The organism is Salmonella sp. SAL00670, from assembly GCF_046552235.1.
In the GTDB taxonomy this organism is placed as follows: Bacteria; Pseudomonadota; Gammaproteobacteria; order Enterobacterales; family Enterobacteriaceae; genus Salmonella; species Salmonella enterica.
Window position 1 is genome coordinate 1,068,090 of the sequence record NZ_JBGDUO010000001.1, and the last position, 23,390, is coordinate 1,091,479.

Annotated in this window: 24 protein-coding genes and 10 pseudogenes; 21 read left to right on the plus strand and 13 right to left on the minus strand. The window is 44.0% G+C overall.

Features of this window, described 5'->3' with window-relative positions:
- Positions 1-19 precede the first annotated feature (19 nt).
- From rsmF to ACLJRS_RS05330, 3 genes are all read left to right on the plus strand, one after another.
- Complete coding sequence (gene rsmF, locus ACLJRS_RS05320; protein WP_001670762.1) at positions 20-1,459, plus strand: 16S rRNA (cytosine(1407)-C(5))-methyltransferase RsmF; 1,440 nt, start codon at positions 20-22, stop codon at positions 1,457-1,459.
- A 117-nt stretch (positions 1,460-1,576) separates the two neighbouring features.
- The gene (locus tag ACLJRS_RS05325; protein ID WP_024131167.1) at positions 1,577-1,813 is read left to right on the plus strand and encodes a YebV family protein; all 237 of its coding nucleotides are present in this window, start codon (positions 1,577-1,579) and stop codon (positions 1,811-1,813) included.
- Between the two features lie 110 nt (positions 1,814-1,923).
- Positions 1,924-2,115 carry a YebW family protein gene (locus ACLJRS_RS05330; RefSeq protein WP_410957758.1) on the plus strand — a complete coding sequence of 64 codons (192 nt, stop codon included), beginning with the start codon at positions 1,924-1,926 and terminating at the stop codon, positions 2,113-2,115.
- 18 nt (positions 2,116-2,133) lie between these two features.
- On the opposite strand, the gene pphA is transcribed toward ACLJRS_RS05330, so the two are convergent.
- The 4 genes from pphA to sopE2 all read right to left on the minus strand — a co-directional run bounded on the left by pphA (position 2,134) and on the right by sopE2 (position 4,179).
- A complete protein-coding gene (gene pphA, locus ACLJRS_RS05335; RefSeq protein WP_000986176.1) occupies positions 2,134-2,784 on the minus strand; it encodes a protein-serine/threonine phosphatase in 651 nt (216 codons plus the stop codon).
- A gap of 17 nt (positions 2,785-2,801) precedes the next feature.
- Positions 2,802-3,017, minus strand: coding sequence for a hypothetical protein (locus tag ACLJRS_RS05340; protein ID WP_001574231.1), 216 nt, complete (start codon positions 3,015-3,017; stop codon positions 2,802-2,804).
- Positions 3,008-3,172, minus strand: a complete 165-nt coding sequence (locus ACLJRS_RS05345; RefSeq protein ID WP_001134856.1) for a membrane protein — start codon at positions 3,170-3,172, stop codon at positions 3,008-3,010. The genes ACLJRS_RS05340 and ACLJRS_RS05345 overlap by 10 nt, the downstream gene beginning before the upstream one ends.
- Before the next feature lie 284 nt (positions 3,173-3,456).
- A complete protein-coding gene (gene sopE2 / locus ACLJRS_RS05350; protein ID WP_000182072.1) occupies positions 3,457-4,179 on the minus strand; it encodes an SPI-1 type III secretion system guanine nucleotide exchange factor SopE2 in 723 nt (240 codons plus the stop codon).
- A gap of 684 nt (positions 4,180-4,863) precedes the next feature.
- Here sopE2 and ACLJRS_RS05355 point away from each other — a divergent pair.
- Both ACLJRS_RS05355 and ACLJRS_RS05360 read left to right on the plus strand, forming a co-directional pair.
- Positions 4,864-5,259, plus strand: coding sequence for a DUF1398 domain-containing protein (locus tag ACLJRS_RS05355; protein WP_000422887.1), 396 nt, complete (start codon positions 4,864-4,866; stop codon positions 5,257-5,259).
- Positions 5,260-5,574: 315 nt separating this feature from the next.
- Positions 5,575-6,051 carry a hypothetical protein gene (locus ACLJRS_RS05360; RefSeq protein WP_000030945.1) on the plus strand — a complete coding sequence of 159 codons (477 nt, stop codon included), beginning with the start codon at positions 5,575-5,577 and terminating at the stop codon, positions 6,049-6,051.
- A 227-nt stretch (positions 6,052-6,278) separates the two neighbouring features.
- On the opposite strand, the gene ACLJRS_RS05365 is transcribed toward ACLJRS_RS05360, so the two are convergent.
- The gene (locus ACLJRS_RS05365; RefSeq protein WP_306007793.1) at positions 6,279-6,527 is read right to left on the minus strand and encodes a CZB domain-containing protein; all 249 of its coding nucleotides are present in this window, start codon (positions 6,525-6,527) and stop codon (positions 6,279-6,281) included.
- Positions 6,528-7,687: 1,160 nt separating this feature from the next.
- Here ACLJRS_RS05365 and ACLJRS_RS05370 point away from each other — a divergent pair.
- From ACLJRS_RS05370 to ACLJRS_RS05390, 5 genes and pseudogenes are all read left to right on the plus strand, one after another.
- Entirely contained in the window at positions 7,688-7,933 is a 246-nt protein-coding gene (locus ACLJRS_RS05370; RefSeq protein ID WP_001051755.1) for a hypothetical protein, read from the plus strand.
- 183 nt (positions 7,934-8,116) lie between these two features.
- Positions 8,117-8,320: a FimD/PapC N-terminal domain-containing protein gene (locus tag ACLJRS_RS05375; RefSeq protein WP_000774038.1), complete on the plus strand. Its 204-nt coding sequence runs from the start codon at positions 8,117-8,119 to the stop codon at positions 8,318-8,320.
- Positions 8,321-8,932: 612 nt separating this feature from the next.
- Positions 8,933-10,030 (plus strand): acyltransferase family protein, encoded by a 1,098-nt coding sequence (locus ACLJRS_RS05380; RefSeq protein ID WP_020924196.1) that lies wholly within the window; start codon positions 8,933-8,935, stop codon positions 10,028-10,030.
- Between the two features lie 118 nt (positions 10,031-10,148).
- Positions 10,149-10,887 (plus strand): annotated as a pseudogene (locus ACLJRS_RS05385) (tyrosine-type recombinase/integrase); the annotation flags it as partial.
- Positions 10,888-11,776: 889 nt separating this feature from the next.
- Positions 11,777-12,868: pseudogene (locus ACLJRS_RS05390) on the plus strand (lipopolysaccharide N-acetylglucosaminyltransferase).
- 234 nt (positions 12,869-13,102) lie between these two features.
- Here the strand turns inward: ACLJRS_RS05390 and ACLJRS_RS05395 are convergent.
- Positions 13,103-13,522, minus strand: coding sequence for a GNAT family N-acetyltransferase (locus ACLJRS_RS05395; protein WP_000354410.1), 420 nt, complete (start codon positions 13,520-13,522; stop codon positions 13,103-13,105).
- A gap of 369 nt (positions 13,523-13,891) precedes the next feature.
- On the opposite strand from ACLJRS_RS05395, the gene ACLJRS_RS05400 reads away from it, so the two are divergent.
- Both ACLJRS_RS05400 and ACLJRS_RS05405 read left to right on the plus strand, forming a co-directional pair.
- Positions 13,892-14,161: a hypothetical protein gene (locus tag ACLJRS_RS05400; RefSeq protein WP_001752421.1), complete on the plus strand. Its 270-nt coding sequence runs from the start codon at positions 13,892-13,894 to the stop codon at positions 14,159-14,161.
- A gap of 164 nt (positions 14,162-14,325) precedes the next feature.
- Positions 14,326-14,466, plus strand: coding sequence for a hypothetical protein (locus tag ACLJRS_RS05405; protein WP_001617922.1), 141 nt, complete (start codon positions 14,326-14,328; stop codon positions 14,464-14,466).
- A gap of 145 nt (positions 14,467-14,611) precedes the next feature.
- Here the strand turns inward: ACLJRS_RS05405 and ACLJRS_RS05410 are convergent.
- Positions 14,612-15,806, minus strand: a pseudogene (locus ACLJRS_RS05410) (IS256 family transposase).
- Positions 15,807-15,875: 69 nt separating this feature from the next.
- On the opposite strand from ACLJRS_RS05410, the pseudogene ACLJRS_RS05415 reads away from it, so the two are divergent.
- The 4 genes and pseudogenes from ACLJRS_RS05415 to ACLJRS_RS05430 all read left to right on the plus strand — a co-directional run.
- Positions 15,876-16,298, plus strand: a pseudogene (locus ACLJRS_RS05415) (tyrosine-type recombinase/integrase); the annotation flags it as partial.
- A gap of 1,294 nt (positions 16,299-17,592) precedes the next feature.
- The gene (locus ACLJRS_RS05420; protein ID WP_001233445.1) at positions 17,593-18,507 is read left to right on the plus strand and encodes a DMT family transporter; all 915 of its coding nucleotides are present in this window, start codon (positions 17,593-17,595) and stop codon (positions 18,505-18,507) included.
- Positions 18,508-18,639: 132 nt separating this feature from the next.
- Positions 18,640-18,798, plus strand: coding sequence for a DUF5993 family protein (locus ACLJRS_RS05425; RefSeq protein ID WP_000480735.1), 159 nt, complete (start codon positions 18,640-18,642; stop codon positions 18,796-18,798).
- Positions 18,799-18,807: 9 nt separating this feature from the next.
- Positions 18,808-19,422, plus strand: a complete 615-nt coding sequence (locus tag ACLJRS_RS05430) for a disulfide bond formation protein B (RefSeq protein ID WP_000848072.1) — start codon at positions 18,808-18,810, stop codon at positions 19,420-19,422.
- Between the two features lie 326 nt (positions 19,423-19,748).
- On the opposite strand, the pseudogene ACLJRS_RS05435 reads toward ACLJRS_RS05430, so the two are convergent.
- A pseudogene (locus ACLJRS_RS05435) lies at positions 19,749-19,895 on the minus strand (helix-turn-helix domain-containing protein); the annotation flags it as partial.
- A gap of 14 nt (positions 19,896-19,909) precedes the next feature.
- Between ACLJRS_RS05435 and ACLJRS_RS05440 the strand changes: the two are divergent.
- Positions 19,910-20,056, plus strand: a complete 147-nt coding sequence (locus tag ACLJRS_RS05440) for a hypothetical protein (RefSeq protein ID WP_000951652.1) — start codon at positions 19,910-19,912, stop codon at positions 20,054-20,056.
- 513 nt (positions 20,057-20,569) lie between these two features.
- On the opposite strand, the gene ACLJRS_RS05445 is transcribed toward ACLJRS_RS05440, so the two are convergent.
- The gene (locus ACLJRS_RS05445) at positions 20,570-20,695 is read right to left on the minus strand and encodes a hypothetical protein (RefSeq protein WP_000457876.1); all 126 of its coding nucleotides are present in this window, start codon (positions 20,693-20,695) and stop codon (positions 20,570-20,572) included.
- Here ACLJRS_RS05445 and ACLJRS_RS05450 point away from each other — a divergent pair.
- Positions 20,686-20,887, plus strand: a pseudogene (locus ACLJRS_RS05450) (IS3 family transposase); the annotation flags it as partial. The gene ACLJRS_RS05445 and the pseudogene ACLJRS_RS05450 sit on opposite strands and share 10 nt — an antisense overlap.
- Positions 20,888-21,263: 376 nt before the next feature.
- Positions 21,264-21,464 carry a vesicle-borne virulence factor PagK gene (gene pagK, locus ACLJRS_RS05455; protein ID WP_031604217.1) on the plus strand — a complete coding sequence of 67 codons (201 nt, stop codon included), beginning with the start codon at positions 21,264-21,266 and terminating at the stop codon, positions 21,462-21,464.
- Positions 21,465-21,560: 96 nt separating this feature from the next.
- Here the strand turns inward: pagK and ACLJRS_RS05460 are convergent.
- From ACLJRS_RS05460 to ACLJRS_RS05475, 4 pseudogenes are all read right to left on the minus strand, one after another.
- Positions 21,561-22,073: pseudogene (locus ACLJRS_RS05460) on the minus strand (tail fiber assembly protein); the annotation flags it as partial.
- 27 nt (positions 22,074-22,100) lie between these two features.
- A pseudogene (locus ACLJRS_RS05465) lies at positions 22,101-22,373 on the minus strand (macro domain-containing protein); the annotation flags it as partial.
- 9 nt (positions 22,374-22,382) lie between these two features.
- Positions 22,383-22,607: pseudogene (locus tag ACLJRS_RS05470) on the minus strand (tail fiber protein); the annotation flags it as partial.
- Positions 22,600-22,860 (minus strand): annotated as a pseudogene (locus ACLJRS_RS05475) (DUF1441 family protein); the annotation flags it as partial. The pseudogenes ACLJRS_RS05475 and ACLJRS_RS05470, both read right to left, overlap by 8 nt.
- Before the next feature lie 54 nt (positions 22,861-22,914).
- On the opposite strand from ACLJRS_RS05475, the gene ACLJRS_RS05480 reads away from it, so the two are divergent.
- On the plus strand, positions 22,915-23,103 hold the full coding sequence (locus tag ACLJRS_RS05480; RefSeq protein WP_001521334.1) for a hypothetical protein: 189 nt from the start codon (positions 22,915-22,917) through the stop codon (positions 23,101-23,103).
- Positions 23,104-23,167: 64 nt separating this feature from the next.
- The gene (locus ACLJRS_RS05485; protein WP_000789530.1) at positions 23,168-23,335 is read left to right on the plus strand and encodes a lytic enzyme; all 168 of its coding nucleotides are present in this window, start codon (positions 23,168-23,170) and stop codon (positions 23,333-23,335) included.
- Positions 23,336-23,390: the final 55 nt, after the last annotated feature.

Genomic DNA, 23,390 nt, shown 5'->3' on the forward strand with positions numbered 1-23,390 from the left:
TTTTGCCGGCGATACACCTGTGGCTCAACACGCTGTCTATTTTCCTGACGCTTTTCTGACGCAAATGCGTGAAGCAATGCCTTCCACGCTCTCTTTTGATGAATTTATTTCGGCCTGCCAACGCCCGTTGCGCCGCAGTATACGCATCAATACGCTTAAAATCTCCGTGGCTGATTTCCTTGCCCTAATCGCGCCCTACGGCTGGTCGCTCACGCCAATTCCGTGGTGTCATGAAGGATTCTGGATCGAGCGCGATGATGAAGAGGCATTGCCGCTTGGCAGTACCGCTGAGCATTTAAGCGGCCTATTTTACATTCAGGAGGCCAGTTCGATGCTGCCGGTCGCGGCCCTGTTCGCCGATGATAATCATCCGCAGCGGGTCATGGATATGGCAGCGGCGCCTGGCTCCAAAACCACGCAGATCGCTGCCCGCATGGGGAACCGCGGCGCCATTCTGGCCAACGAATTTTCGGCCAGCCGCGTCAAAGTTCTGCACGCTAATATCAGCCGATGTGGAATCGCCAATACCGCACTGACGCATTTCGATGGCCGCGTATTTGGCGCTGCGTTACCGGAGATGTTTGACGCTATCCTGCTGGATGCGCCCTGCTCTGGCGAAGGCGTAGTACGTAAAGATCCTGATGCGCTAAAAAACTGGTCGCCAGAAAGCAATCTGGATATCGCGGCGACACAGCGGGAACTGCTCGACAGCGCTTTTCATGCTTTACGACCCGGCGGCACGCTGGTCTACTCCACCTGCACGTTAAATCGCCAGGAAAACGAAGCGGTCTGCCTCTGGCTGAAAGAGACCTACGCCGACGCCGTTGAATTTTTGCCGCTGGGTGATCTGTTTCCTGACGCTGACCGCGCCCTCACCCCGGAAGGCTTCCTGCACGTCTTCCCGCAAATTTACGACTGCGAAGGATTCTTCGTCGCACGTCTGCGTAAAATGTCATCCCTTCCAGCCATGCCCGCGCCGGGGTATAAAGTGGGGGCGTTTCCTTTTACCCCCCTCAAAGGCCGCGAAGCATTACACGTTACCCAGGCGGCCAACGCCGTCGGACTGTTATGGGATGAAAATCTCCATCTTTGGCAGCGTGAAAAAGAGGTCTGGCTGTTCCCGGCAGAAATTGAATCACTGATCGGAAAAGTCCGTTTTTCCCGGCTCGGCATTAAGCTGGCCGAAAGTCATAATAAAGGCTATCGCTGGCAACATGAGGCGACGATAGCCCTTGCCTGCCCGACTCATGCTCACGCGTTCGAACTTTCTGTGCAAGAGGCGGAGGAGTGGTATCGCGGTCGGGATATTTATCCGCAAACACCCCCTGCCGCTGATGATGTCCTGGTGACGTTCCAGCATCAGCCGCTTGGTCTGGCAAAACGTATCGGCTCAAGAATAAAGAACAGTTACCCGCGTGAACTGGTACGTGATGGCAAACTCTTTACTGGTAATAGTTAAAAGGCGCACAAAAAAACCGCACTTTTTGACTGGCGCTTTTGCGTACGTTGACTACGCTGAAAAATGGACGGCTAAACTGGTCGTACCACAATTAGCGTATTAACGGAGAGCACGATGATGAAAACCAGTGTGCGCATTGGCGCTTTTGAAATCGACGATGCCGAATTACATGGCGAATCGCCGGGGGAGCGAACGTTAACAATCCCCTGTAAATCCGATCCGGATTTATGTATGCAACTGGACGCCTGGGATGCCGAAACCAGCGTTCCCGCCATTCTCAACGGGGAACATTCCGTTTTGTTCCGTAATCATTACGATCCTAAATCTGATGCCTGGGTTATGCGTCTTGCCTGACTCAAAAAGAACCCGTCGCCAGGCGGGTTATTTATTCTTCCTTTTCTCATTTCCCCCCTGCGCTAACCTCTCCTACACTATCGTGTAAAGTAGTTAACATTGAGGATGTAATGTTCGCGCTGGTACTTTTTGTATGTTACCTGGATGGAGGATGCGAGGATATTGTCGTGGACATCTACGATACCGAGCAGCATTGTCTTTATTCGATGGACGCTCAACGGATTCGCCATGGCGGCTGTTTTCCGGTAGAGGATTTTATCGACGGCTTCTGGCGACCTGCGCAGCAATATAGCGATTTTTAACCCTGGTCGCTGATACCGCTATTGTATCCGCGCTAACGTCAATTGCCCGCCAAATACCGCGCCCGTATCAATATAGTGTACGTTGGCAAAATCCATGCGCCGACGCAACGGCGTATGGCCAAACCAAAAATGATCGGCTCCGCTAATCCCGCCGCGCTTATTTATGAGCCGTTCGCGGCTCCAGAGAACCTGATGTAAGTCGACCTTTTTTTGCCATTGATAGGTTGACGCGGGATAATCTGCATGAGCGATCACATGCGTGCTATGGCGGCAACGAACTTCCAGTATCCAGGGCAGCCGCTGACAAAGAATAAAAAGCGCTTCAGCTTGCGCAGCGTGTTCAGCCGTCAGGCGGGTAAACCAGTCGCCACCATTCATCAACCACAGCGTCGACTGCGATGAGGCCCGCGCATCCAGCGCCATTTGTTCATGATTGCCGCGAACCGCCGTCATCCAGGACTCACGCAGTAAAGCCAGGCAGCCCAGGCTGTCCGGGCCTCTATCAATGAGATCGCCCACAGAAACTAACAAGTCTTGTTGCGGATCAAATCGACACTCACGTAACCTTTTCATTAACATTGAAAAACAGCCGTGAATATCGCCAACCACCCAGACATGCCGCCAATTCTTTGCCTCTATTCGCTGATAAATCTCTTCAGGCCGCATCATGTTTTTCCTGTCGTTCATTATCCAGGACAGATATAAAAAGATAGCGTGTGCAGATTTTTTTGCTTAGTAAGCGTGCGCTGTTGTAAATAGCGAATTTCACCATTAGCGAGTAAATGCTTTGTTATCATCGCAATAAAATATAACTGGCTGCGCCAGGGGAGGGTTATCCCCTGGCGCAGCGAGCTACTCACTATCGCCTGTTCACCTTCAATACTCTTCCTCCTTAAAAACATATCGGAAACATAAACCACATCGCCTCAGCACACGATATAGCACACTCTTTAGCGGAGTGATCCTCAAGGCAAACCAGCGCCAATGCAGGTGTCGTTACCGTGGCGACCATCGCCCCCACAAACAGGCGCAGCACAATTTTTTTTAAAGGCGGCATAACCTCTCCTGACAGTTAACAGACCATTAATCCTTATCGAGACATCATCCGTGCGCGGGTATCATAAACTTAACAACACGCAGCGTTTCAAAAAAAGCTGTCTGGTTATACCGGCATTTAGAGTAATAACAATTATTTTAAGTTTTAAGTGTATCCATTTGATTTTTATATTAAAATAAATATGACGACGTTTTGTTAAAAGCGTCGCCATAAAAATGAATATATAGTTTCAGAAAATCTGCTATTAATTCATATGGTTAATAGCAGTATTGTATTTACTACCTTCAGGAGGCATTCTGAAGATACTTATTCGCAATATTTTCTATAGTTAACTGAAATTGTTGTGGCGTTGGCATCGTCCCCTTATTAAACAGCGGCGTAACCTCTTTCATAACGATTTTCTCAGCATACGCTTTAAAAGATACCTGCTGATTATGATTTATAAACATATGCGGATATTTAATACTCGCGGAAGCAATGAGGGGGACGACAAAAGGATTCGCCCCTGCCCCACCTGGAGTAAATACGCCATTTTTTATCTCCCCAGGTAGCCCCGCATTCTGCGCAGCCTCTCCTATCTCTTTCAGAAAGGGGGTAATACTGACCCCTTTACTGATGAGTAATTTACAACATTGATCTTTATTATTACTGTACACGGCTGATAATATGGCTTCGCATGTCTGACGAGCATAGGCCGGATCTTTACTCGCATTACCTTTGATATCCAGACTATTGAGCTTTTGCAGCATAAAATCTTTAACAGTTTTACTGGTTAATACCGCCCTACCCTCAGAAGCGTTCCCACGATGAAAATGGGTAGTCGGTATGTCTGTTTGTTGATGCAGGCTAAAACGATCTGACAGACTCGTCGACAGGCTGATAAAGCTATTTCTAACGGCAGTAATACTTTTTGCAAAAATGTCCTTCTCCGTTGTTTTTTCTTTTACTGGTTCAACGTCACTTCTATGGATTCTGTAGTGCTGGGTGGATAGTGTTATGTTAGTCACGGTAGTTCTCCTTTTAGATAACTATGCATAGCTACACTTTGTTTATATTTCTTGCTTTCAAAAAATAGCCACCTTCTCCACAACCATTTTTACTCATTGATATTTATAAATTTTATTTTCCTGATGGATTTTGTTCTTCTGTCACTTAGCCTGTTTTTTTTTCGGCGCAAGGTGATCGACTTTTATCGAGAAACATTTTTATCGGGACAATCCTGAACAGACAAAACATCACTTCAATTCAACTGCTGCGTCACATAAAACATTCATGAATATTATTATTTATGCTGATGTTGTTACGATTTTGCCCCCATTCGCAGGCTGGCTACCAATTATCCTGCCAGCGAGTTAGCCGCTTTTTCAAAACCTATAAAGTCGCCACGCCAAACCTCTCCGCCACTGTAATCCTTATCTAAACATCAATTAATTAACTGATTTTTATATATTATGACTTTTCATGGCGTTCAGAAAAACTACAAATGAAATGGATTGACTCATCTATTAGTGGTCAAAAAAACGCGCTACGAGAAATAATCAGTAACAATTGCAACACTATTCCAATCATAACGCAAACTATATGATACCAGGTGATTATTATTGCTTTTAGGTAACATCTTTGTATGGCTGCTTTTAAGCAACAATACTCTAACACAACATATAACATTATAACTTACAATAGGTTAACAAATGGAATTACAGCTTATGCTTAACCACTTTTTCGAGCGCGTCAGAAAGGATGCAAATTTCAACGCATTTCTAATCGATCTGGAATATAATAATATCGCTTATTACATCTATTTTGTTGCTACCGGCAATGTGAAAATTATCACTCATGCAGGCCACTTCATTTCTATTAAAAGCAATAGAAAGCTGATTAAAGTCAATTCAACACCAAATACGCAATTAATAAAATTGACTTCAGCTAAACACTTTTCGGGCGAGCATTCCTATGAAAAATACTGTACCGATCTGGCAACAGCAGGCGTTTTTAAATGGATTGTGGAATTAAACCAAAAAACTCGACAATACTGGTCGAAAGACAACCAATTATTATATATAGAAAATGTGGTCATGCCGCTTTAACAAGCCAGGGTAATAATAGCGTCAGTCGTGACATTCGGCGTGTTACGACTGCGGGTTATCCATTTGAGACCATGATGAGAGTCTGACTGCGAGAGTTACCCTGTGCAGTCCGACCGACGCAGCAACGTTTGACAACAGCATCTCCTGGTGCAGGAGAAATGATATTCAAAGCGATATCGACTAAAAGCTCAAAATATTTGCCTGCTATTTATATTCTATCTAATTAATACCCTCCAGGAAGTGTGGCATAATTGCAGAATCTGTCAGGATTCCGGGAACATACCGGAGCGTAATCGAAAAACCATCTGGAGATGTATGAGCAAGGATGAAATCAGTTATCAAATTCTTTACCGGTACTCTCTGGAAAAACTATACAGTACTCTGACCAGAAGAGTAGATAACGTGCTGTCATTCGCCCTCGTTTTTCTCGGGGTCGGCGTCACCATAAACGTCGGGAGTCCCTTTATTCTGGGGCCAGGCATTGTGGGTATCGCCATACTAAAAAGAGTACTCCGCTTCGGCACGCGATCAGCCCAGGCCGACCGGCAGTCCCGCGCCTGGCTGAAACTTTTTAATACTCAGCACCGCTTTCCTTCAGATAAAACACTGTTCCTTGCCTTCACATCGCTTGAGCAAGACGCGAGTGAAGTATGGTCCATGCTTATTGGTCCTGCCATCGTCATGACTGAGACCGCCCTCGGAAAAACGCCCATTGAGCCATTGACGGCGGGTGAAAAACTCTGTGCATTTTTGAGCGGCGCGACGAAATCCCAGCTAGCAGATCGCAATTGACCTGTCTTCTAAACGCCTGTGCCATACCACAGAGATTTAGTACAAAATTAATTACGTTTATGTGGAGTACTAACGCTGCCAGCAGATTTCTCTGAGTGAAAGATTCGTATTATACGCACAGCCCAGTTTACAGTTTATATAACAGCGCAATATGTTTTTGTATCCGCACCATGCCGCCTACAAGCGGCTGTCTGAGTACCTCTAGCCGTGCCAGGGGTGAAGGGCAATTAGTTAAACGCCATCCCAGCCCTCCCCTTAGCAATTATTTTTTTTATCATTTCATGGTAGAGAGAATGTATTTCTCCAAGCGAATGGAATACCGGTAAATGTAAGTACGCTCTTTTACCTTGCCCATGATACCACAGTCCCAGCACACACTTTCCAGCACTCATCAATTTCAGTGACGCGCTATCATCTCCACCAAGAATAATCGCCATAAATACTTGCTCGCGCCATAAAAAATGCTTTATTGTGATAACCTACAAGTCGAGTATTTCAGCAGCATAACGCTGTTTGGCTAAAAAGATATAAATCCTTTCGGCAATTGAAGAGACCGTGATATGAAATTCTCTCAACTGCTGCAATAACAATTTTCGTCTAACCGGAGACAAAGGAATACTTCCAGAGTCGGCATATGTTGTATCTTTAACATTTCAGTGCTCAACACGACTGATAGCCAGACTACTCCAGTAGACAGTGTTAGCTGTAGTAGTTTCATACTATGTTCAGTACTGCGAAGTACATGGCGACTATCGTGATGACCATCACAACTAAAGAAATATGCCGCTTCACCGATGAATCTTTATTGCATTTGAGCCAGGACAGTTTAAAACATTAGAATTAATAACCTTACATTTGATTTTGTAGCAGTATTTAATCCTGTTTTCGTTTCGGTCTGAACACATACTTGAAATTATCATTCATGATATTGAGCTCTCCCGCAAAATAAAAGACACATTTCATCAATAATGTTATTAAATATTTCACAATCATGGTAAACACTTACAAACAAGACATTCGACATGTTAGTTTTTTTAAAGTGCTTCTTTCATGATTACTCTTAAATCACAATCATAAACGTTTATCGTATCGATCTATTTTTTGTTATTTTGATTCGAATTCACTATTATTATCAATGAATTATATTAAATATCGGCGTCCTGGGAGGGGGCCAGACACTTTGTGTGGTGTGGCTTTTATTATTGATACCCGCTTTACATGAACGTCTCTCATTAATATTTTCAGACCTATCTTCAGCCTGTGATCAATAATTCTCATTCGCTCAAATGACATTATCTATGCGTAATAAAATAATGTTTGCCATAGCGATTGTCAGTATGATATATGGCGCATCGACTTTTACTGCTGGCGCTATTGCCACCACTGACGCTGGCGGGAGGGCGATGACCTTAGTGTCTCAGCCATTGATGCGTCGGGCTGCATTGTGCCGGACAGCGAGAGCATCAAAGTAGACCAGGGTCTCAGCAGCAGGCAAGTCCTCGAGTTCGGTTTCAGTTATTATCAATCTTACCGGGTATTTATTTGAGGGCCTCGGAAGTACTTCGGGCGCGGGTGCCGCCACTATTCAACAGTGGCCATGACATTCCCGAGTGTTCTGCCCCCACTGGACGGTCATTTGGCTAAAGGAGAAATAGCAAATACTGCAAGCAATTCTGTTACCAATGTGGCTATTCAGCTTCTGACAGGTGATGGCGTTAATCCTGTGGACCTGAGCAAGGCACCTACAGCAGGTGATATTACGCTGGATACCTATTCGGCGACTAATAAGCTGAATTTCTTTGCACGTATGATAACCGCTGGAGGATCAATCTCCCAAGGCACTGTCGGCACCACAGTCATCTATAATCAGAAACACTTCTGATACGGCCCACAAGCCGATATTTATTTCAGATATTAATAAACAGTTTCGCTGTCCATTTATCTGGTATGTCCGGACGCCAGAATTGTTTATTTCTTCAGTGATGCGCTGTTATTTCACGGAACGGTTTAAATCAGCAGCGGCGGATTTTCATTTATTCAGGCAACACGGATAGCGGCTTATACCATGAAACTGAATCGGCCTACACTGCTAATTACTCTGAATATACTGTCGTTGCCAGTAGAGACGACGGAGTTCAGCGCCGATTCTCTTAAAAACAGTGACCACCTCAGTGTGGATTTATCCGCCTTCAGCCGGGATGGCTATATTGCGCCAGGGAATTACCTGCTTGATATTTACGTGAATGACAGACTCATTCACAATCAATAAAAAGTCAGTGTGGTGGAGATTAGCGACGAGCACTCACGGTTCTGCATCATCTCTGCACTGGCAGACATGCTCGGGTTAAAAGAGGAGAACCGCCGACTACTCGGGCCCGTCCGGCAGTGTCTGAAACTGAACACTACGCATGGTAAAGTAACATACAGCCCGGATAACCAATCTCTGTTAGTCACTCTGCCCCAAGTCTGGATAGAATACCAGAATCTGGCTTGAGTACCCCGGCCCGCTGGAGTGATGGTGTCACAGCCGCCCTGCTGAGCTATAACCTGATGACGAACCTGTGGTCTACATTCCACTGGTATTGGCATCTGAAGCTGCACGCGAAAGATCTGGCTGGAAAATGGCATAGCCATTCATAGTCTCAGCCAAGCATGTACTGCAATTGACCCTGCAGATCTCGTCAATTTTGAATCTCTGGCTGTCGCTTGCATATGCTGGGTTCTCCTTAGCCCCCTCGTTCCTAAGTTTGTAATGCAGAGACGGTTTTTATGTTTGTAAATTTTCTGGCGCGATGGTTTTGCTCACAAGTGGTAAGTTGTTTTTCTTTTCCAGTGTAATATGTTAAATTTCTCGCACTGATTAATTCACTTTTTGTACGACATGCACAATCTAACGCCAGAATTATTGCAAACTCCATCTGTAAGAAGCAACAGAGACAGAAGTCTTGATATAGCCAAGGGAATTATGATGCTGTCTGTTGTTGCTGGACACATTGCAAATTTCCCATTTGGGGAGGTATTCTATTACTATCAAGTTGCCGGATTTTTTCTGCTATCGGGTTATTTCTTTCATTACGACAAGTATGCTGACAGATTTAGTAAATTTTTAAAAAGCAGATCAAAGCTTATTTGTCAGTACCTTATTTATTCTGCGATAATCATATCGACGCATAATTTACTTACTGAGTTTGGGTTACAACCTACAAATTACATTTATTACTCACCTGCTGATTATGTCACAGCATTTATACGGTCTATAACAATACCATCTGAAGCACTGGCAGGTGCAATGTGGTTCATACCAGTATTGATTTTAATGCAGTTTGTTTTTTATTGGCTAAATAGAGTGGTTAAAGAAAATAAACTGCTAATTGGATCTTCAGTTTTAATTTTATTCTTCATTGGTTGGTGGATTGTAAAAAGTAATGCAATTGCTAATAATCCCTACATAAACACTCACATTCCAAACGCACAATACTTCGTCTATTTGCCGTTTTTCTACATAGGCTATGTATTTAAAAAATTTGGATTCAAATCCTTGAGCAGCATAAATGCTATGCTGCCAGCGCTAATCGTCATAGTCCTTAGTTACATTGTAATACGGCCAACTATGTATTTATACGGAAGCATTGATCCGTATTGCTTTATCTTTTTATCGCTTATTAGCATTTCTCTCGTAATTGGTATTTCTTACCACATAAAATCTAACATACTCGTTAGATTCTTCACAACAATAGGCGAGAATACAGTACACATTCTCGCTATGCACTTCTTCTTTTTCAAGATAGCAACTCTTCTATTAACCATTGTAGGGCTCAAGCAAATTGATGATCTTCATCGCATTGACGGCCCATCTAATGGGTCAATCATTGAAACAATAACATATCTTTCATTCGGTATAGTTTTCCCATTAGTTCTTGTATCATTAGTAAGGAAGATAAGAAGTAAGATTTTTGTAAATAAATATTCTCCGGCATAGCCGGAGGTTTTTCAGATGCGTCTGTAAGGCTATCTTACCCGCAGCCCCTAACAGGCGCATACGATCTAACATTTACATTAAGCTTCGTTACTTACGGCCCGTAAACGGACTGCCCGGATTAGGAGAAATGATTCTGGCAGAAGTAAGCACGCGTCATGTTGCAGAATTTCTTGAGCTATGGATCGCGGAAGGTAAAAACACGATGGCGGGGGCGACGAGGTCTGTACTATCTGACATGTTTTGTGAAGCTGTTGTAGAAGGAAGAATAACACTGAATCCGGTTGAAAAAGCCAAGGTACCAAAAATTGAAGTTGCAAGGGAGCGCTTGCGAATAGAGGTTTATAATGCTACACGAGCATATGCCCTCATGGTTCCCTCTCGCGATGGATTTAGCACTCGTTACAGGTCAACGTAGGGAGGATATCGTAAACATGAAATTTAATGATGTTTTTGACAACCGCTTACACGTAACTCAGATTAAAACCGGAATGAAAATAGCTATTCCCCTATCCCTGACCCTTGAGGTGCCAGGGTTACGTCCGGGAACGGTTATCGATCGCTGCCGGCTGGTAAGCAGAACCGATTTCATGATCAGTGCAGGAATCAGGAAAAATAGCCCGACCGGGAATATTCACCCGGATGGGCTCACAAAGAAATTTGTAAAAGCCAGAAAAATTTCAGGTGTTAAATTCAGTGATAACCCACCGACATTTCACGAGATCCGTAGCCTGGCTGGTCGGCTGTACAAAGACGAACGCGGCGAGGAATTCGCTCAAAAACTACTGGGCCACACCTCAGAGAACACCACGAAACCCTATCTCGATGAACGCAATAATAAAGCTTACGTGATGCTCTGATTTTACTGTAAAAGAAATGTTAACCCGGATTTGGATGTGATCTAACCAAAAAGACCGGAATACAGAAATTTGAGGAAATTTCGAAGGGAAACACATAACCCATTGATTTACAATAGAAATAAAAAGAGACCGAATTCGATTCCTGTTCTCACTAAAAATAAAAATTCACTTTAAATTCATATAGTTAAACAAAAAACCACTATTTTATCGTCTGAAATACGTTCCGTTGCGTTCTAATAGATTCAATTAGTTATCACTTTTTCCGTTTTAATTCGGGCAGATTTCGGGCAAGTTTTCCTCTTATTATTAGCTCTCCTGACCGCATAAATAATAACGTTTTTTTAACGAATAACGATTTCGTTCTTAACTAGCTATGGAGTTTTATAAGTTCACCAGATGTCACATCCCACACTCGACATCTTTAGCTAGTACGCTAATCTATAATCTGAGAAAATGTTAAACACTTGCCGCTTGTGACAAAAAACAGATTTTAAGCGAAAAAGCGAGGGTCTGCTGTTAAATATACCAATGATTCAGGCAGCTATCATTATACCGGGACACTGCAAGAATCCACTTTATTGCTTGTATTCTATTGAGTTTTCCGCAACTTCTTCGAACTAACCACCGTCATCCTACCGCCAAGTAGTGAGGTACTGCAAACCAGCTAGTTCATTGAGCACATCGCTGCGGCCATCATCAGTGTAAAAGTCGAAAGGTTCGCATACCCCAATAAATACATAGCAAGAATATTAATAGCTAACGAAGTTGTGAGTTGATTCATGTTTTTTATCTGTTACGTATGAAATAAGAATTATCTGCAATGTTAATGCGAAGTGTCAGGCGCAGTCGCCTCGTTGAGTAAAAACTCAACAAGATTTACGGAGTTACAATGATCGATAAATTAGTGCTTACGGTTACACCAATTTTCTCCATACCACCGCGTGGTGCAGCCGCAGTAGAGATATGGATGTACCAAGTTGCACGGCGAACAAAAACTACCAAACAGAATCGCTTGTATTAAGAATGAAGGTTATAGCGATTTTTTAAAGGTAAATGACCATTGTTCTGTTCATCGCATAGGTTTCAGCAGACTCTATAAGCGCCTCTTTCAGAAGTGGACTCGCCTTGACCCGCTCCCCTACTCACAGCGCATTCTGAATATTGCAAAAGACTTTAACGTTACCGATGATAGTGTAATCATCGTTCATAACAGCATAAAGCTGTACCGCCAGATCCGCAAAAGAGCCCCAAAGGCAAAAATGGTTATGCATATGCATAATGCTTTCGAACCTGATGGGTTAGATCAAAACGTTAAAACGATCGTCCCCAGCGTGTTTTTGAAGAAGCATTATCAGGCGTACCTGCCGGATGCTGATATCGCTATCGTCCCTAATGGTATTGACCTGTAGGCCTATCAGAAAAACGCTGTACCACTGCAAAAGTCTGACCTGGGAATAACTCCGGAAAAAAAACGATTTTCTTTGCAGGCCGTATATCACCGGATAAGGGAGTGACTTTGCTTTTACAGGCGTTCGAACAACTCCTCAAGGAACGCAACGATATAGAGTTAGTTGTCGTTGGTAACTATATGAGTAAAAGTAAAGGTGAAAAAGCAACCTATCAGCGTGAGGTGCGGGAATTAGCAGAACGGCTAAAACCACACTGTCATATGGTTGGAGGTGTAACGCCTGAAGAGATATACAACTACTATTCGTTAGCAGTTCTGGTTGTTATTCCCTTTCAATTCCAGGAACCGTTCTGCATGGTTGCAATTGAAGTAATGGGGGCAGGAAAGCCTGTACTGGTCAGTACACGCGGCGGGATGACTGAGCTCGTAAAAGAGGGGGATACCGGCTTCCATTTGCAGGAGCCAATGACCCCGGAGACCATTGCCAGGGACATTAATAAAGCGCTGGCATCCCCTGATTTAAACGATATTGCCTTACATAGACAACGTTGTGTGGAAGAGAAATTCCCGTGAGAAAAAGTAACCCAACGGTTTGAGGAAGTGGTTAATAACTGGTTTAGATAATTAATGTGCATTAGCTCAAATGTGAGCTGACATATCTATGGCACAGCGCCAAACCTAATCTGACTGTCCGCCCTGTGCCAGAAGCGGACGCTGATCATGGTGTGTACAGGCCAGCAATACGATATATTTTAAAGCTACCTGATTGCAGCTTTCATAAAGCCAAGGTATTCAAATGCAGCAAAGCTATAAACCAGGCTTAATTAAATAATGCCTTTGCGAACCTACTTTAGGAAAGTCCGGTAGCGACATTTGAAGTATATAACCCTGTTTTTCATAAAAAGGGAGAGCCTGGAAGCTAAAGGTATCTACAAGTCCATGAACACAGCCTTTCCGCAAACCTTCTTTTTCGGCCATCTCCATAAGTTTACTACCCAGACCGTTGCTCCTTGCAGATTCACTTACCCAAAGATAGTCGATGCAGAGCCACGGACCTTTTCTGTCAGCAATTAATCCGCCTACCATTTCGCCGCTTTCGTTTCTGCAGTAGACCCCAAGCTGCCCATTTTTACTAAAATCGACGAACTGAGCATTGTAGCTTCTTAATCCGGTTAATAGTTCTTCTTTATCAAATTCAGTAACTTGATGTGTGATTTGAATGTCCATACATGCCCAATTGAACAAGTTTGTATTTGGAATATAACGTTATAAATAAGTTAATTAAATGTATCAATAGAAAGTTTGTTTTTACTCCTGGGGGCAGGTCACGTCCGCTACTCGCTTAAAGCAAACTGTCAGCTGGAGTCTGAGCTGGTACAATTAATGTGCCACTGGTTAGAAATCAGTAATACGATTTTATCAGGCTGGTGCTCTGGCCTGTCAGGATTTGAGGTATCCACCCGGTTTACCAGCCCCCTGTATTTGGCACCAGTGGAACCCACTTCCCGATCCAGGATATCCAGTACCCACCACCGAACCTCTTTCCCCAAAAGACATGAGCAACCTCAAGCGCCTTGTCTGGATGATAACCACGGTATGAAGTTTGATAACACGTGGAATCAGGGCGTATGGTTCGCTCTCCGTTCAGCAACTGGACGCCCTTCTCCCCAGCCTTTCAGCGTTGAAGATTTGCCAGCGCTGGGTGAAGAGTATAGGCGAATTATGAAAATCATTTCTGCCGTTTATACTTCGAAAAAGACGTTATCAAAAAGGTGGTTCGCAAGCGCGGAGTTATTAAACCTTTACTTAACGAAATACGGTTTAAGTTGCTTGAATTGCAGCAGAAAGAAAACGACGGCTTGCTGATGCTGGACAAATAAAGCAAGCATGGCATCAATGGACTGATACGCCGTCAATAAAAGGAAGGTGCATGGACGATCCCGTCACATCACCAATCACAACAGAAGAGCACAAAACAACATTTCACAGTGTAAAGGATAAAACACGATGCCATTTTCAATCAAAAACATATGTTCAGGTCCAAAAGGACATTGCCCAGAAATCTCCAGCCCTATACAGGACAAGCCAGTACCGAGGAATTGCACACTGACCTCAACAACATGCGATATACAGAGCTATACAGTATTCAGCAGATGGTCCTGCAGTTATGAAATGCGCCCACCCGGTGCAGAAGAAAGAACCCCACGACTAAAATTCTCAGCAACGGAGCTCTCATGGCTATCTAAAACAATAGAAACAGAGAGGCGCAACACAAAAGAATGAGCCTGTCAGTAATTCTGTGTAACTGCCCAGTTATTAAAGGTGATCGCTCAGGCGGTCACCGAACTCGATAATAAAACGGCTCATCGCCAGCCGCCAGTTCTGGATCGGCATACTCCATTTTTTGACGCATCCTTGATCGCCAGATAAATAACTTTTCGTACTGAGTCATCCGTCGGGAACACCTTGCGTTTCTTAATCGCGGCACGGATCACGCAGTTCAGGGATTAGATTGCGTTTGTGGTGTAGATGGCCTTGCGGATATCCGGCGGATAACTGAAGAGCGTATTGAGGTTTTCCCAGTGCGCACGCCAGCTTTTGCTGATTTGCGGATATTTATCGTCCCGGGCTTTCGCGAACGCATCCATCGCCATCAGTGCCGCCTCTTCGGTCGGAGCCTGAGGCCGCTGGTGGCGACTTTGTAGCCTTTCCAGGCTACGTATTTCAGACTGTTACGCACCATATGGATAATGCACAGCTGGATATGGGGCTGCGGTAAGACGCTGTTTATCGCATCCGGGAAACCCTTCAGACCATCCACACAGGCAATCAGGATGTCCTGAACGCCCCGGGTTTTCAGCTCCGTCAGCACGCTTAGCCAGAACTTTTCGCCTTCATTTTCGGCCAGCCACATACCCAGTAACTCTTTCTGGCCTTCGGTGTTGATACCCAGTGCCAGGAAGACGGCTTTGTTGATTACGCTGCCATTCTGACGGACTTTGACGACAATGCAGTCCATATAAACAATGGGGTACAGCGCATCCGGTTGCCGGTTTTGCCTCTCAGTGACCTGCTCTTTTACGGCGTCGGTGACTTTAGATATCAGCGAGGGTGACACATTGGCGTCGTACATCTCTTTGAAGGTGGCGACGATTTCGCGGGTAGTCATGCCTTTGGCGTAGAGGGATAAAATTTGGCTGTCCATCTGCGTAATGCGCGTCTGGTGCTTCTTAAGCAGCTGTGGTTCGAAGGTGTTTTCACGGTCACGCGGTGTGTTGAGTTCTATCTCGCCGTCATCGCACAACACCGTTTTGGACGAGTAGCCATTACGGGTGTTTGAGCCTGTTTTGGGCGCATTTTTCTCATACCCGGGGTGGTCAGCCAGCTCCGCATTGAGCACCGTTTCGACGGTTAATTTCGCCAGCATACGGGAAAACGAATTGAGGTCGGCTTCGGTTTTAAGGCCTTTAGCCAGTTCAACCGCAAGGGCTTTGAGTTTCTTTTCGTCCATAATTGCCTGTCTCCGTTACTGGAGTGAACATATCAAAGACAGGCAATTACACAATTTTACTTACAGTCTCAGTTCAGTCACATTATTGATGAGCGACTGTACGTTAAGCAAATCAAGACCGGGATGAAAATCGCTCTGCCACTTTCGCTCAACCTTCCTTCCATGGGTTTACGCCTCAGTACGGTGATTGAGCGTTGCCGCCTGGTAAGCCGTAGCGAATACCTTATCAGCGCTGGCATACGCAAAAACAGCCCGAACGGGAGTATTCATCCTAATAGCCTGACTAAAAAATTTGTTGCGGCACGAAAATTGACCGGAATAAATTTCAGTGAAAACCCACCGCCGTTTCACGAGATCCGCAGCTTATCCGGACGACTGTATAAAGACGCTTACGGCGAAGGGTTTGCTCAGAAACTCCTGGGACATACTTCAGAGAACACCACGAAACTCTATCTCGATGAACGCGATAATAAAGCTTACGTGATGCTCTGATTTTGCTGTAAAAGAAATGTTAAACTGGATTTGGATCTGATATAACGAAAAAGCCCGGAATACAGAAATTCTGGAAAATTTCGGAAATTTCGGATTATTGATCATAAGCAACTGATTTATAAGAAAAAAAGAGACCGAATACGATTCCCGCTTACGGCAACCATTGATATTTCTCTTTAAATTCATAATGTTACATATTAATTAAGTGATTTTAACGATTGGAATATGTTATTTTTGATTCTAATAGATTCAATTAGTTATCACTTTTTACGTTTTAATTCGGACATATTTCGGGCCATTTTGCGTATAAATCCCCCGACCAAACAAATTAACTGCCCAATACATCACTCCCCTCTTCCATTGGGGGACTCCCGATGCCAAATACCCATGTAGACGAAGGCTTAATAGTGATGCCAACAAAAGCGATCGCGAAAAGTTGAACAGGTGGCTAGTTTCAGATTAAACACATTGGTTAGTCATCTTGAACAAGTAAAATCCGCCGCAACTGGCAACCATTCAATACTCGCACTATCGAACGATCGCCAGCTTGCCGCAGCCCGTTCTTGCATACGATGTGGCTGCGGTTCCATTACATCAGGAATGTGAAAATCGGGATAAACCTGCCACTTAACCTGAAGCAGGTCTTCATAGCGGGTGGTATACCGAGGCGAAAGCATTTCTCTTAAGGTCGCCATATAAAAACATTCTATTACAACGAGTTATCTCCTCCTGCCTCCGCCCCGGCGCAAAGCTATAGTTTTTTCTATCTCCTTGTGAAACAAACAATTATTCTTGCTATGGCGCTGATTAACAATCGTTCGCGGGCAACGTACATTCAGCGAGTTTCAGAGCTTCCTGACGGAATTCAGCCGGTGCTGTTTCTGGGGCTTCTTACTGGTTGATACAGATCCTGCCTCTTACTTGAGAATTTACTCATTTAGCCGTATGTCCATTATGGGTGGATAAGATCATTTATCATCGTAAGGGTTGAAAGCGATAAGTTAAACTTGTCCTGGCTCAACAAGGGACCCGACTAATGATGAGCTCTTCATCTTCAAGGCGTTTTATGCCTTCCAGCAAGAATAGACATTAAATCGACAACTGCTGCCAGGTCTTACAGGCGCAGTGGACAATCGTGTGGTAACAGCCTGAGTCATTTATTATTTTTCTCATTCAGCATAACTGCGTCTTCTGATAGAGAAATTTTTATCTAAACATATAAAAAACACAGTGAAGAAAACGCTACTTTTTTCTAGCTAAAAAGCTAAATTAATTTTTTTACGGAGAGGATCTTATGCGCAAGGTGTCGATATCTATATTATTCATGCTAGTTTCACTGACTTGGGGGACTACATGGTTGGCCATGCGAATTGCCGTTGAAACTATCCCTCCAGTGTTTGCAACCGGAATGAGGTTTATGTTTGCAGCACCTTTTTTAATCATCATTGCATGGTTAAGAAAAAAAACACTGTTGTTTCCTCCCGGACAACGATTATTCCAGTTTGTGATATGCATCTTTTATTTTTGCATTCCTTTCTCACTAATGATTTATGGTGAAACCTATGTCAACTCTGGGCTTGCCGCCATTATCTTTGCGAATATGCCTGTGGCCGTTTTGATAGCATCGGTTTTGTTTCTAAATGAAAAAGCGAAACTAATGCAGATCGCGGGCTTAACTATCGCAATCACTGCATTGACGGGGATACTTCTTGAAGAAACGAATACAAGTACAGAGAGTCACTGGCAGGGTATCACTGCGCTTATTTCTGCTGTGTTAATCCATGCCATAATATATACACAATGTAAGAAAAGAAGTTGTACTGTCTCTGTTATCACATTTAATGCGCTCCCGTGCCTTTTAGCTGGGTTGATACTTTCTGCGACAGGATGGTTTTTTGAAAGACCACAAGTATCAACCTTCTCAGTACACTCAATATTAGCTACCCTGTATCTCGGGGCTTTTGCCGGAGTTTTTGGTATCCTGTGCTACTTTGCGCTTCAGCAAAAGGCTAATGCCTTCCAGGCTTCGCTTGTATTTCTTATCTTTCCGCTGATTGCGGTAAGTCTGGAAGACTATATTTATGGATATGCTATTTCAACACACTCAATGCTGCTTATTATACCATTAGTTATCGGGATATTTCTTACTCTTGTCGCCAGAAATATCCCTGTAACCAGCAGATGCCGGGATAACTCATCACAGAAATAATCGATTTATAGTAACGCAAATAATTCCTGATGCCTTACTGAGCTCCGGCTAATGCGGGGTGGATAAGCTGGAATACAGACCCGGTAATACACAGCGATTATATTAACAAGCAATGTAATAAAGGAGTTTTTTATGTTCATGTTTCTGCCATTCTTGCTTGCACTGAGCGTGGCAATGGGGGCCATAAACAGAAAGGATAAAGTCAGCTACATTCTGTGGGCCGTTTTACTCATCGTCACTATTTTATCATTCATTCATCATATGACCAATTCGCTGACTTTGTCATTTTAAGGAGTGTGTATGAAAACGCATCATCATCCAACAACACTTGTTCATCTGATTAATCAGGTGGGACTCCTTGGGATATGCGTTGCTCTGGTTGTAGCCTTTTATTATCAACTCGTTAGGCATGAGCTGCCTTGTCCAATTTGCTTATTACAGCGGGCTGGCCTCATCATCGCCGGTTTTGGCTTTTTATTTAACCTCTGCTTTGGTCTACGAGGTATACATTACGGGATGGTAATTATTGGCAGTATCCTGACCGGAGTTATGGCATCCCGGCAAATATGTTTGCATATCATGCCCGGTGACACAGGATATGGTTCTGCATTTTTTGGATTACACTTTTATACCTGGACTCTGATTACGTCAATTCTGATTATTATTGCTGTTGCGGTGGTTCTGGCAATCAGTAGCATGAATGTTGCATTTCGTTCATTGAATATTAATCCGGACCTGTTCAGTATTGTCGGTTGGGTATTTCTGTTACTGATTACTGCCAACCTTATTTCAACTGTACTGGAATGTGGCGGAGGGGAATGTGCTGCTAACCCGGTCACATATAAGCTACTGTCGAAACAGGATATTGCCTTTCTGAAAACAGGCCTCCTGACGAGGGCAGTTCTCCGGTTATGACGCACTTTTAAAATGACTGATTGGTAAATATATAGCAAGCACCTGTCTTGTAGAAATTGGAATGGTTATGGGCTAACACGGAAGTTACAGTAACATTGAAATGTTGCAATAACAGGAATCAAACTTACAACCTTCGCATTACGAATTAGTAGAATCACATTTAACTAACTGTTTCAAATACACATTTCCGCATTCACATTGCTCAACTCAATGGCACATGATGTTAGAAATAGAATGATGCTTCACCATGTTTGACACAAAAATGGCACACCCTATAAAGCATCCACAGCACATATTTGGGTGGCACGCACCGTGGAAATACTGCATTACCCTAACACAGGGAATTTTCTGTACAGCGTCGACAGCCCCGCATCATAAATAATCGCTACCTGCTGTCGCGGTACTCCTGCCCTAATAAGGCACCCTGCCTGCGCCCATTGCTCCGGCGTCAGTTTTGGCCTACGGCCACCAATGTAGTGGCACTGTAGTGGCACACTGGGTACTGAAGCAATGGCCACAACTGGCGCTTGATGCTATCAGCCAGATAACCTTCCAGATGGATAACAAACATAGCAGCTATCCTGTCTGTATCGGATTTGTAAAACCAGACGTTGACCATCTTCATCAAGGTTAAAGGAACAAAGAGCTCTTTAAAGTAACTCTTTGTTCCATTACGATAGTTTAAATATGATGTTCTGAATGGGCCTTCACTACATGAACAGGAAAGGCTCAGGATAACCACTTCTCAGACATTAAAAGCAAATGAGAAAACCAAGGGGGCCTAAACCTGCCGCCAGGGAACAAACCTCTGCACATTCTTTAGTGCTACCACCGTCCCCTAAGCACCCCAGAGCGAACGCTGGCTGGGCAGCAGACGACAACAGCAGAAGAGTTGTTATGAATAAAACTTTACGTGATTTAATAAGAGAAAACATATTATTACCCTCATAGTAAGCAGTATTAAATAAGCCGGGATATATCTGATGTTCAATCAGTCCCTCATATAGGGTTAGCACCATAGCGAGTCGTTTTCACAAAAAACACAGACTGTTGAAACTTTATTTATCACTTTGACATTTGCAATACATGACACATGATTAGCTTCAGCCGCCATTATAGGGAAAGCTCCATTTCCATACTCATTTACTCACTTCTCCCTGCGGAAAAAGAAATGCAGTATAGCCAGCGTGGTGCTTTTGCTGAAACCAGGCGCGAGCAACACGGCAATGATGATCGGCGTCAGAATGAGTTCGGAATCGGCATTGGCAAACAAGGCGCACAGTCGTTAATACCCACCAGCAGTTCCGCCAAGACTGCGACAATGTCGTAAGAGAGGCCTTCAGCCAGGCAAAACAGCTCTACGGTGCGCCCCGGCTTGCTGAGGAAGTGAACCTGGGGCCTGAGGTACAATGTAAAAACGATAGCGTCCAGCCTGCGCCGTCAGGGGCTGCGGCGATCTCAGTCCGGAACAATTTGAAAACCAGAACCTCGCTTAAAGCTGTGTCCACAATACGCGGACAGGATCAAAACTGTTAGTGTGGCTGGCTTACAAGAATGAAGTGAAGTTGATTGATATAACAAACACTCCTGATAATGTTAACTGGCCTGTTCCTCCGGGGGGCGAGCCAGCCATGATTTGAAAAGCACATGAAATCACTTTCACATGAATTAATTTACATTGGAAATAAAATATAATAGTGCTTATCATTTTTATTTAAGTTAAATATTTTATAAATGGTTTTTATTTACTCACCTGATGGTAATGAATAACGTTTAATATCTATAGTAAAGGATGCTGTAACCGTAAGGATAGTGTGCCACAATTTAACAGGTAACATATTATGAAACACGTTAAGAGCGTATTTTTAGCAATGGTTTTAATATTACCATCTTCACTATATTCTGCTCTTACAATAGCGGCAGACTCTCAAGATCATAAAAAAGAAGAAACAATTAAGCCAATGCCTCAAAAGTGGTGTAATCTTTGGCCTGCTGACATACCCTTCCCTGAAGATTGGTTTAAAATGTGTAGAGGTTATTGAGTATAAATTTAATATACTAACCAGTAACCATATCAGTTATGACAGACAGGCCTTCTTCATATTTGCTATAAATAAGGCCTGAGCTTTCCTGACAAATTATAAACTACTGGCTGGTTTCTCCGGCCAGACAGGCTTTAAAGTATCAACACGGTTTACCTGTACCCGGTACTTTCTCCATGCCAGAAGAGAAGCTTTTTCTTTATTGGTTGCTTCGTCCAGATCCACTGCATCCTGTAACGGCGCGATTTTTTCAGACGTTATTTGCAGGAGTCTGTTTTTCGTTCCTTCAGCTTCACGAAGTCTGGCTGCGGCCTCCGCAGCTTCATCATTCATCCAGACCTGAGCCTTACTATCCCATTTTTTGTATCCACCACCTGGTGAAACTGATGTGACGTTTTCAGGTAGCGGACCAAGATCGGAGATATAAACCTGATTGCCGGCTGTTGTGTCGTAAACCGTCTCGCCGCGGTGATCCTCCTGCAGACTCCACGTTTGGGTTTCAGCGTCAAAAACAGCAATATGACTGGAGGGAATATCAGGAGGGGCTATATCAGTACAATTTGCCGGGCGACGCTGTCCGGGGGGGACCTGACCACATCCGGCCCCCATTGCAGGTAATGCAACAGATGTAATTTTCCGGTCTTCTCCGGCGCTTTTATTGTGCTGAAAAATTGCCAGTAACGCAGCCCGTGTTGCATTATAAACCGCGTCGGTGCCGTCAATAATCAGCGGAACGCGCATCGTCGGGGCGGGAACCAGCCACGGATGTTTACTGTTACCCGTTTCAATAACAAAGGCGGTGCCGACGGGCTGTTCCCCCAGGTATTCACGGATGATATTTTGCTGTACCCGTTCCTGTAATTGCGACCCGAAATATGCCGTAATAGCAGCATCCACACCGCCGTCCATAAGACCAAAGGTTTCCGCATTACCGTCTGCGTCCACAATAACGACGTGTCCGTGTGGACCGATATACATGGTGTGCTCGTGTCCTCCGATATAAACTGTATGCGCATGGTCGCCAGCGGCCTGTGTCCACGCACCACCTCCTAGCTGAAATGAAGTGTGATTGGAATCTCCCCAGTATGAATTGATATAACCGCCGAACTGGTTAGTATGATTGCCCGTGGTATTAACGCCCCTTTTCGGAGTCAAACCAGTTCTTACGCTCTTTTGGAGTCATTTTATTCGGGTCCTGATGTTCAGCAGCCTGGGAAACGGGCGTTTCCATCAGTACGCGGATCACATCCGTCAGGAGATACAGCTTGTTTTTTTCATTGCTTCCCAGTGCCAGGGGAACGCCCGAGAGGCGACTGACAACCGTCTGTCGATGTAACCCTGTAATAGCGGCAAGCTGACTGATATTGCATTTGAGGTTCTTCAGTTCGCCGTCCATTTTTACCTCTGGGGCTGTTTCTTAGCGCGCCCTCCCCCGGAAAAACAAAATATAATGAACAAAAAACATACAAACCATCATCTTTTAAAAATAAATTACATTAAAACAGAGAGTTACAACATGATGATGATGCATGAAAAATCAAAAATGCGCCAAATCCCGCGCCGCTGCCGCCCCGTGGCAGGCCGCCCCGCCGGGAGTACCTTTTTAAAATGCGAACAATTATCAACAACTACCACTTAATGATTATTTATTTCATTTTGCGATATTGATTATCATTTTCAATAACAACACACAGAGAACATAAATGAAAAATATCATCACTATTATCGTAGCCATTATTATCGTTTTTTATGCAGGTATGTGGTCGCAGAAATTCCTGATGGAAGATGAGTGCCTTGACTCAGGTGGTTCATACAATGAAAATGGAATTTGCAATATTGCAGGCAGTCATCAGGATGTTCCCCCTAAGTAAGCAGAATGCTTTTTAAATTCGTTACCCACCTCTACAGATAAGGAGGCGAATGGTC

Excerpts from the sequence above, each read along its gene's own strand:
- ACLJRS_RS05345 (WP_001134856.1), bottom strand. The coding sequence starts at position 3,172 with ATGCCGCCTTTAAAAAAAATTGTGCTGCGCCTGTTTGTGGGGGCGATG.
- ACLJRS_RS05330 (WP_410957758.1), top strand. The coding sequence starts at position 1,924 with ATGTTCGCGCTGGTACTTTTTGTATGTTACCTGGATGGAGGATGCGAG.
- ACLJRS_RS05420 (WP_001233445.1), top strand. The coding sequence starts at position 17,593 with ATGCGCAAGGTGTCGATATCTATATTATTCATGCTAGTTTCACTGACT.
- ACLJRS_RS05405 (WP_001617922.1), top strand. The coding sequence starts at position 14,326 with ATGTTCAGGTCCAAAAGGACATTGCCCAGAAATCTCCAGCCCTATACA.
- ACLJRS_RS05360 (WP_000030945.1), top strand. The coding sequence starts at position 5,575 with ATGAGCAAGGATGAAATCAGTTATCAAATTCTTTACCGGTACTCTCTG.
- ACLJRS_RS05425 (WP_000480735.1), top strand. The coding sequence starts at position 18,640 with ATGTTCATGTTTCTGCCATTCTTGCTTGCACTGAGCGTGGCAATGGGG.
- ACLJRS_RS05340 (WP_001574231.1), bottom strand. The coding sequence starts at position 3,017 with ATGTTTTTAAGGAGGAAGAGTATTGAAGGTGAACAGGCGATAGTGAGT.
- ACLJRS_RS05395 (WP_000354410.1), bottom strand. The coding sequence starts at position 13,522 with ATGGACATTCAAATCACACATCAAGTTACTGAATTTGATAAAGAAGAA.
- ACLJRS_RS05485 (WP_000789530.1), top strand. The coding sequence starts at position 23,168 with ATGAAAAATATCATCACTATTATCGTAGCCATTATTATCGTTTTTTAT.
- ACLJRS_RS05380 (WP_020924196.1), top strand. The coding sequence starts at position 8,933 with ATGCACAATCTAACGCCAGAATTATTGCAAACTCCATCTGTAAGAAGC.
- ACLJRS_RS05325 (WP_024131167.1), top strand. The coding sequence starts at position 1,577 with ATGAAAACCAGTGTGCGCATTGGCGCTTTTGAAATCGACGATGCCGAA.
- ACLJRS_RS05430 (WP_000848072.1), top strand. The coding sequence starts at position 18,808 with ATGAAAACGCATCATCATCCAACAACACTTGTTCATCTGATTAATCAG.
- ACLJRS_RS05400 (WP_001752421.1), top strand. The coding sequence starts at position 13,892 with ATGAAGTTTGATAACACGTGGAATCAGGGCGTATGGTTCGCTCTCCGT.
- ACLJRS_RS05375 (WP_000774038.1), top strand. The coding sequence starts at position 8,117 with ATGAAACTGAATCGGCCTACACTGCTAATTACTCTGAATATACTGTCG.
- ACLJRS_RS05355 (WP_000422887.1), top strand. The coding sequence starts at position 4,864 with ATGGAATTACAGCTTATGCTTAACCACTTTTTCGAGCGCGTCAGAAAG.
- pphA (WP_000986176.1), bottom strand. The coding sequence starts at position 2,784 with ATGATGCGGCCTGAAGAGATTTATCAGCGAATAGAGGCAAAGAATTGG.
- pagK (WP_031604217.1), top strand. The coding sequence starts at position 21,264 with ATGAAACACGTTAAGAGCGTATTTTTAGCAATGGTTTTAATATTACCA.
- ACLJRS_RS05480 (WP_001521334.1), top strand. The coding sequence starts at position 22,915 with ATGAACAAAAAACATACAAACCATCATCTTTTAAAAATAAATTACATT.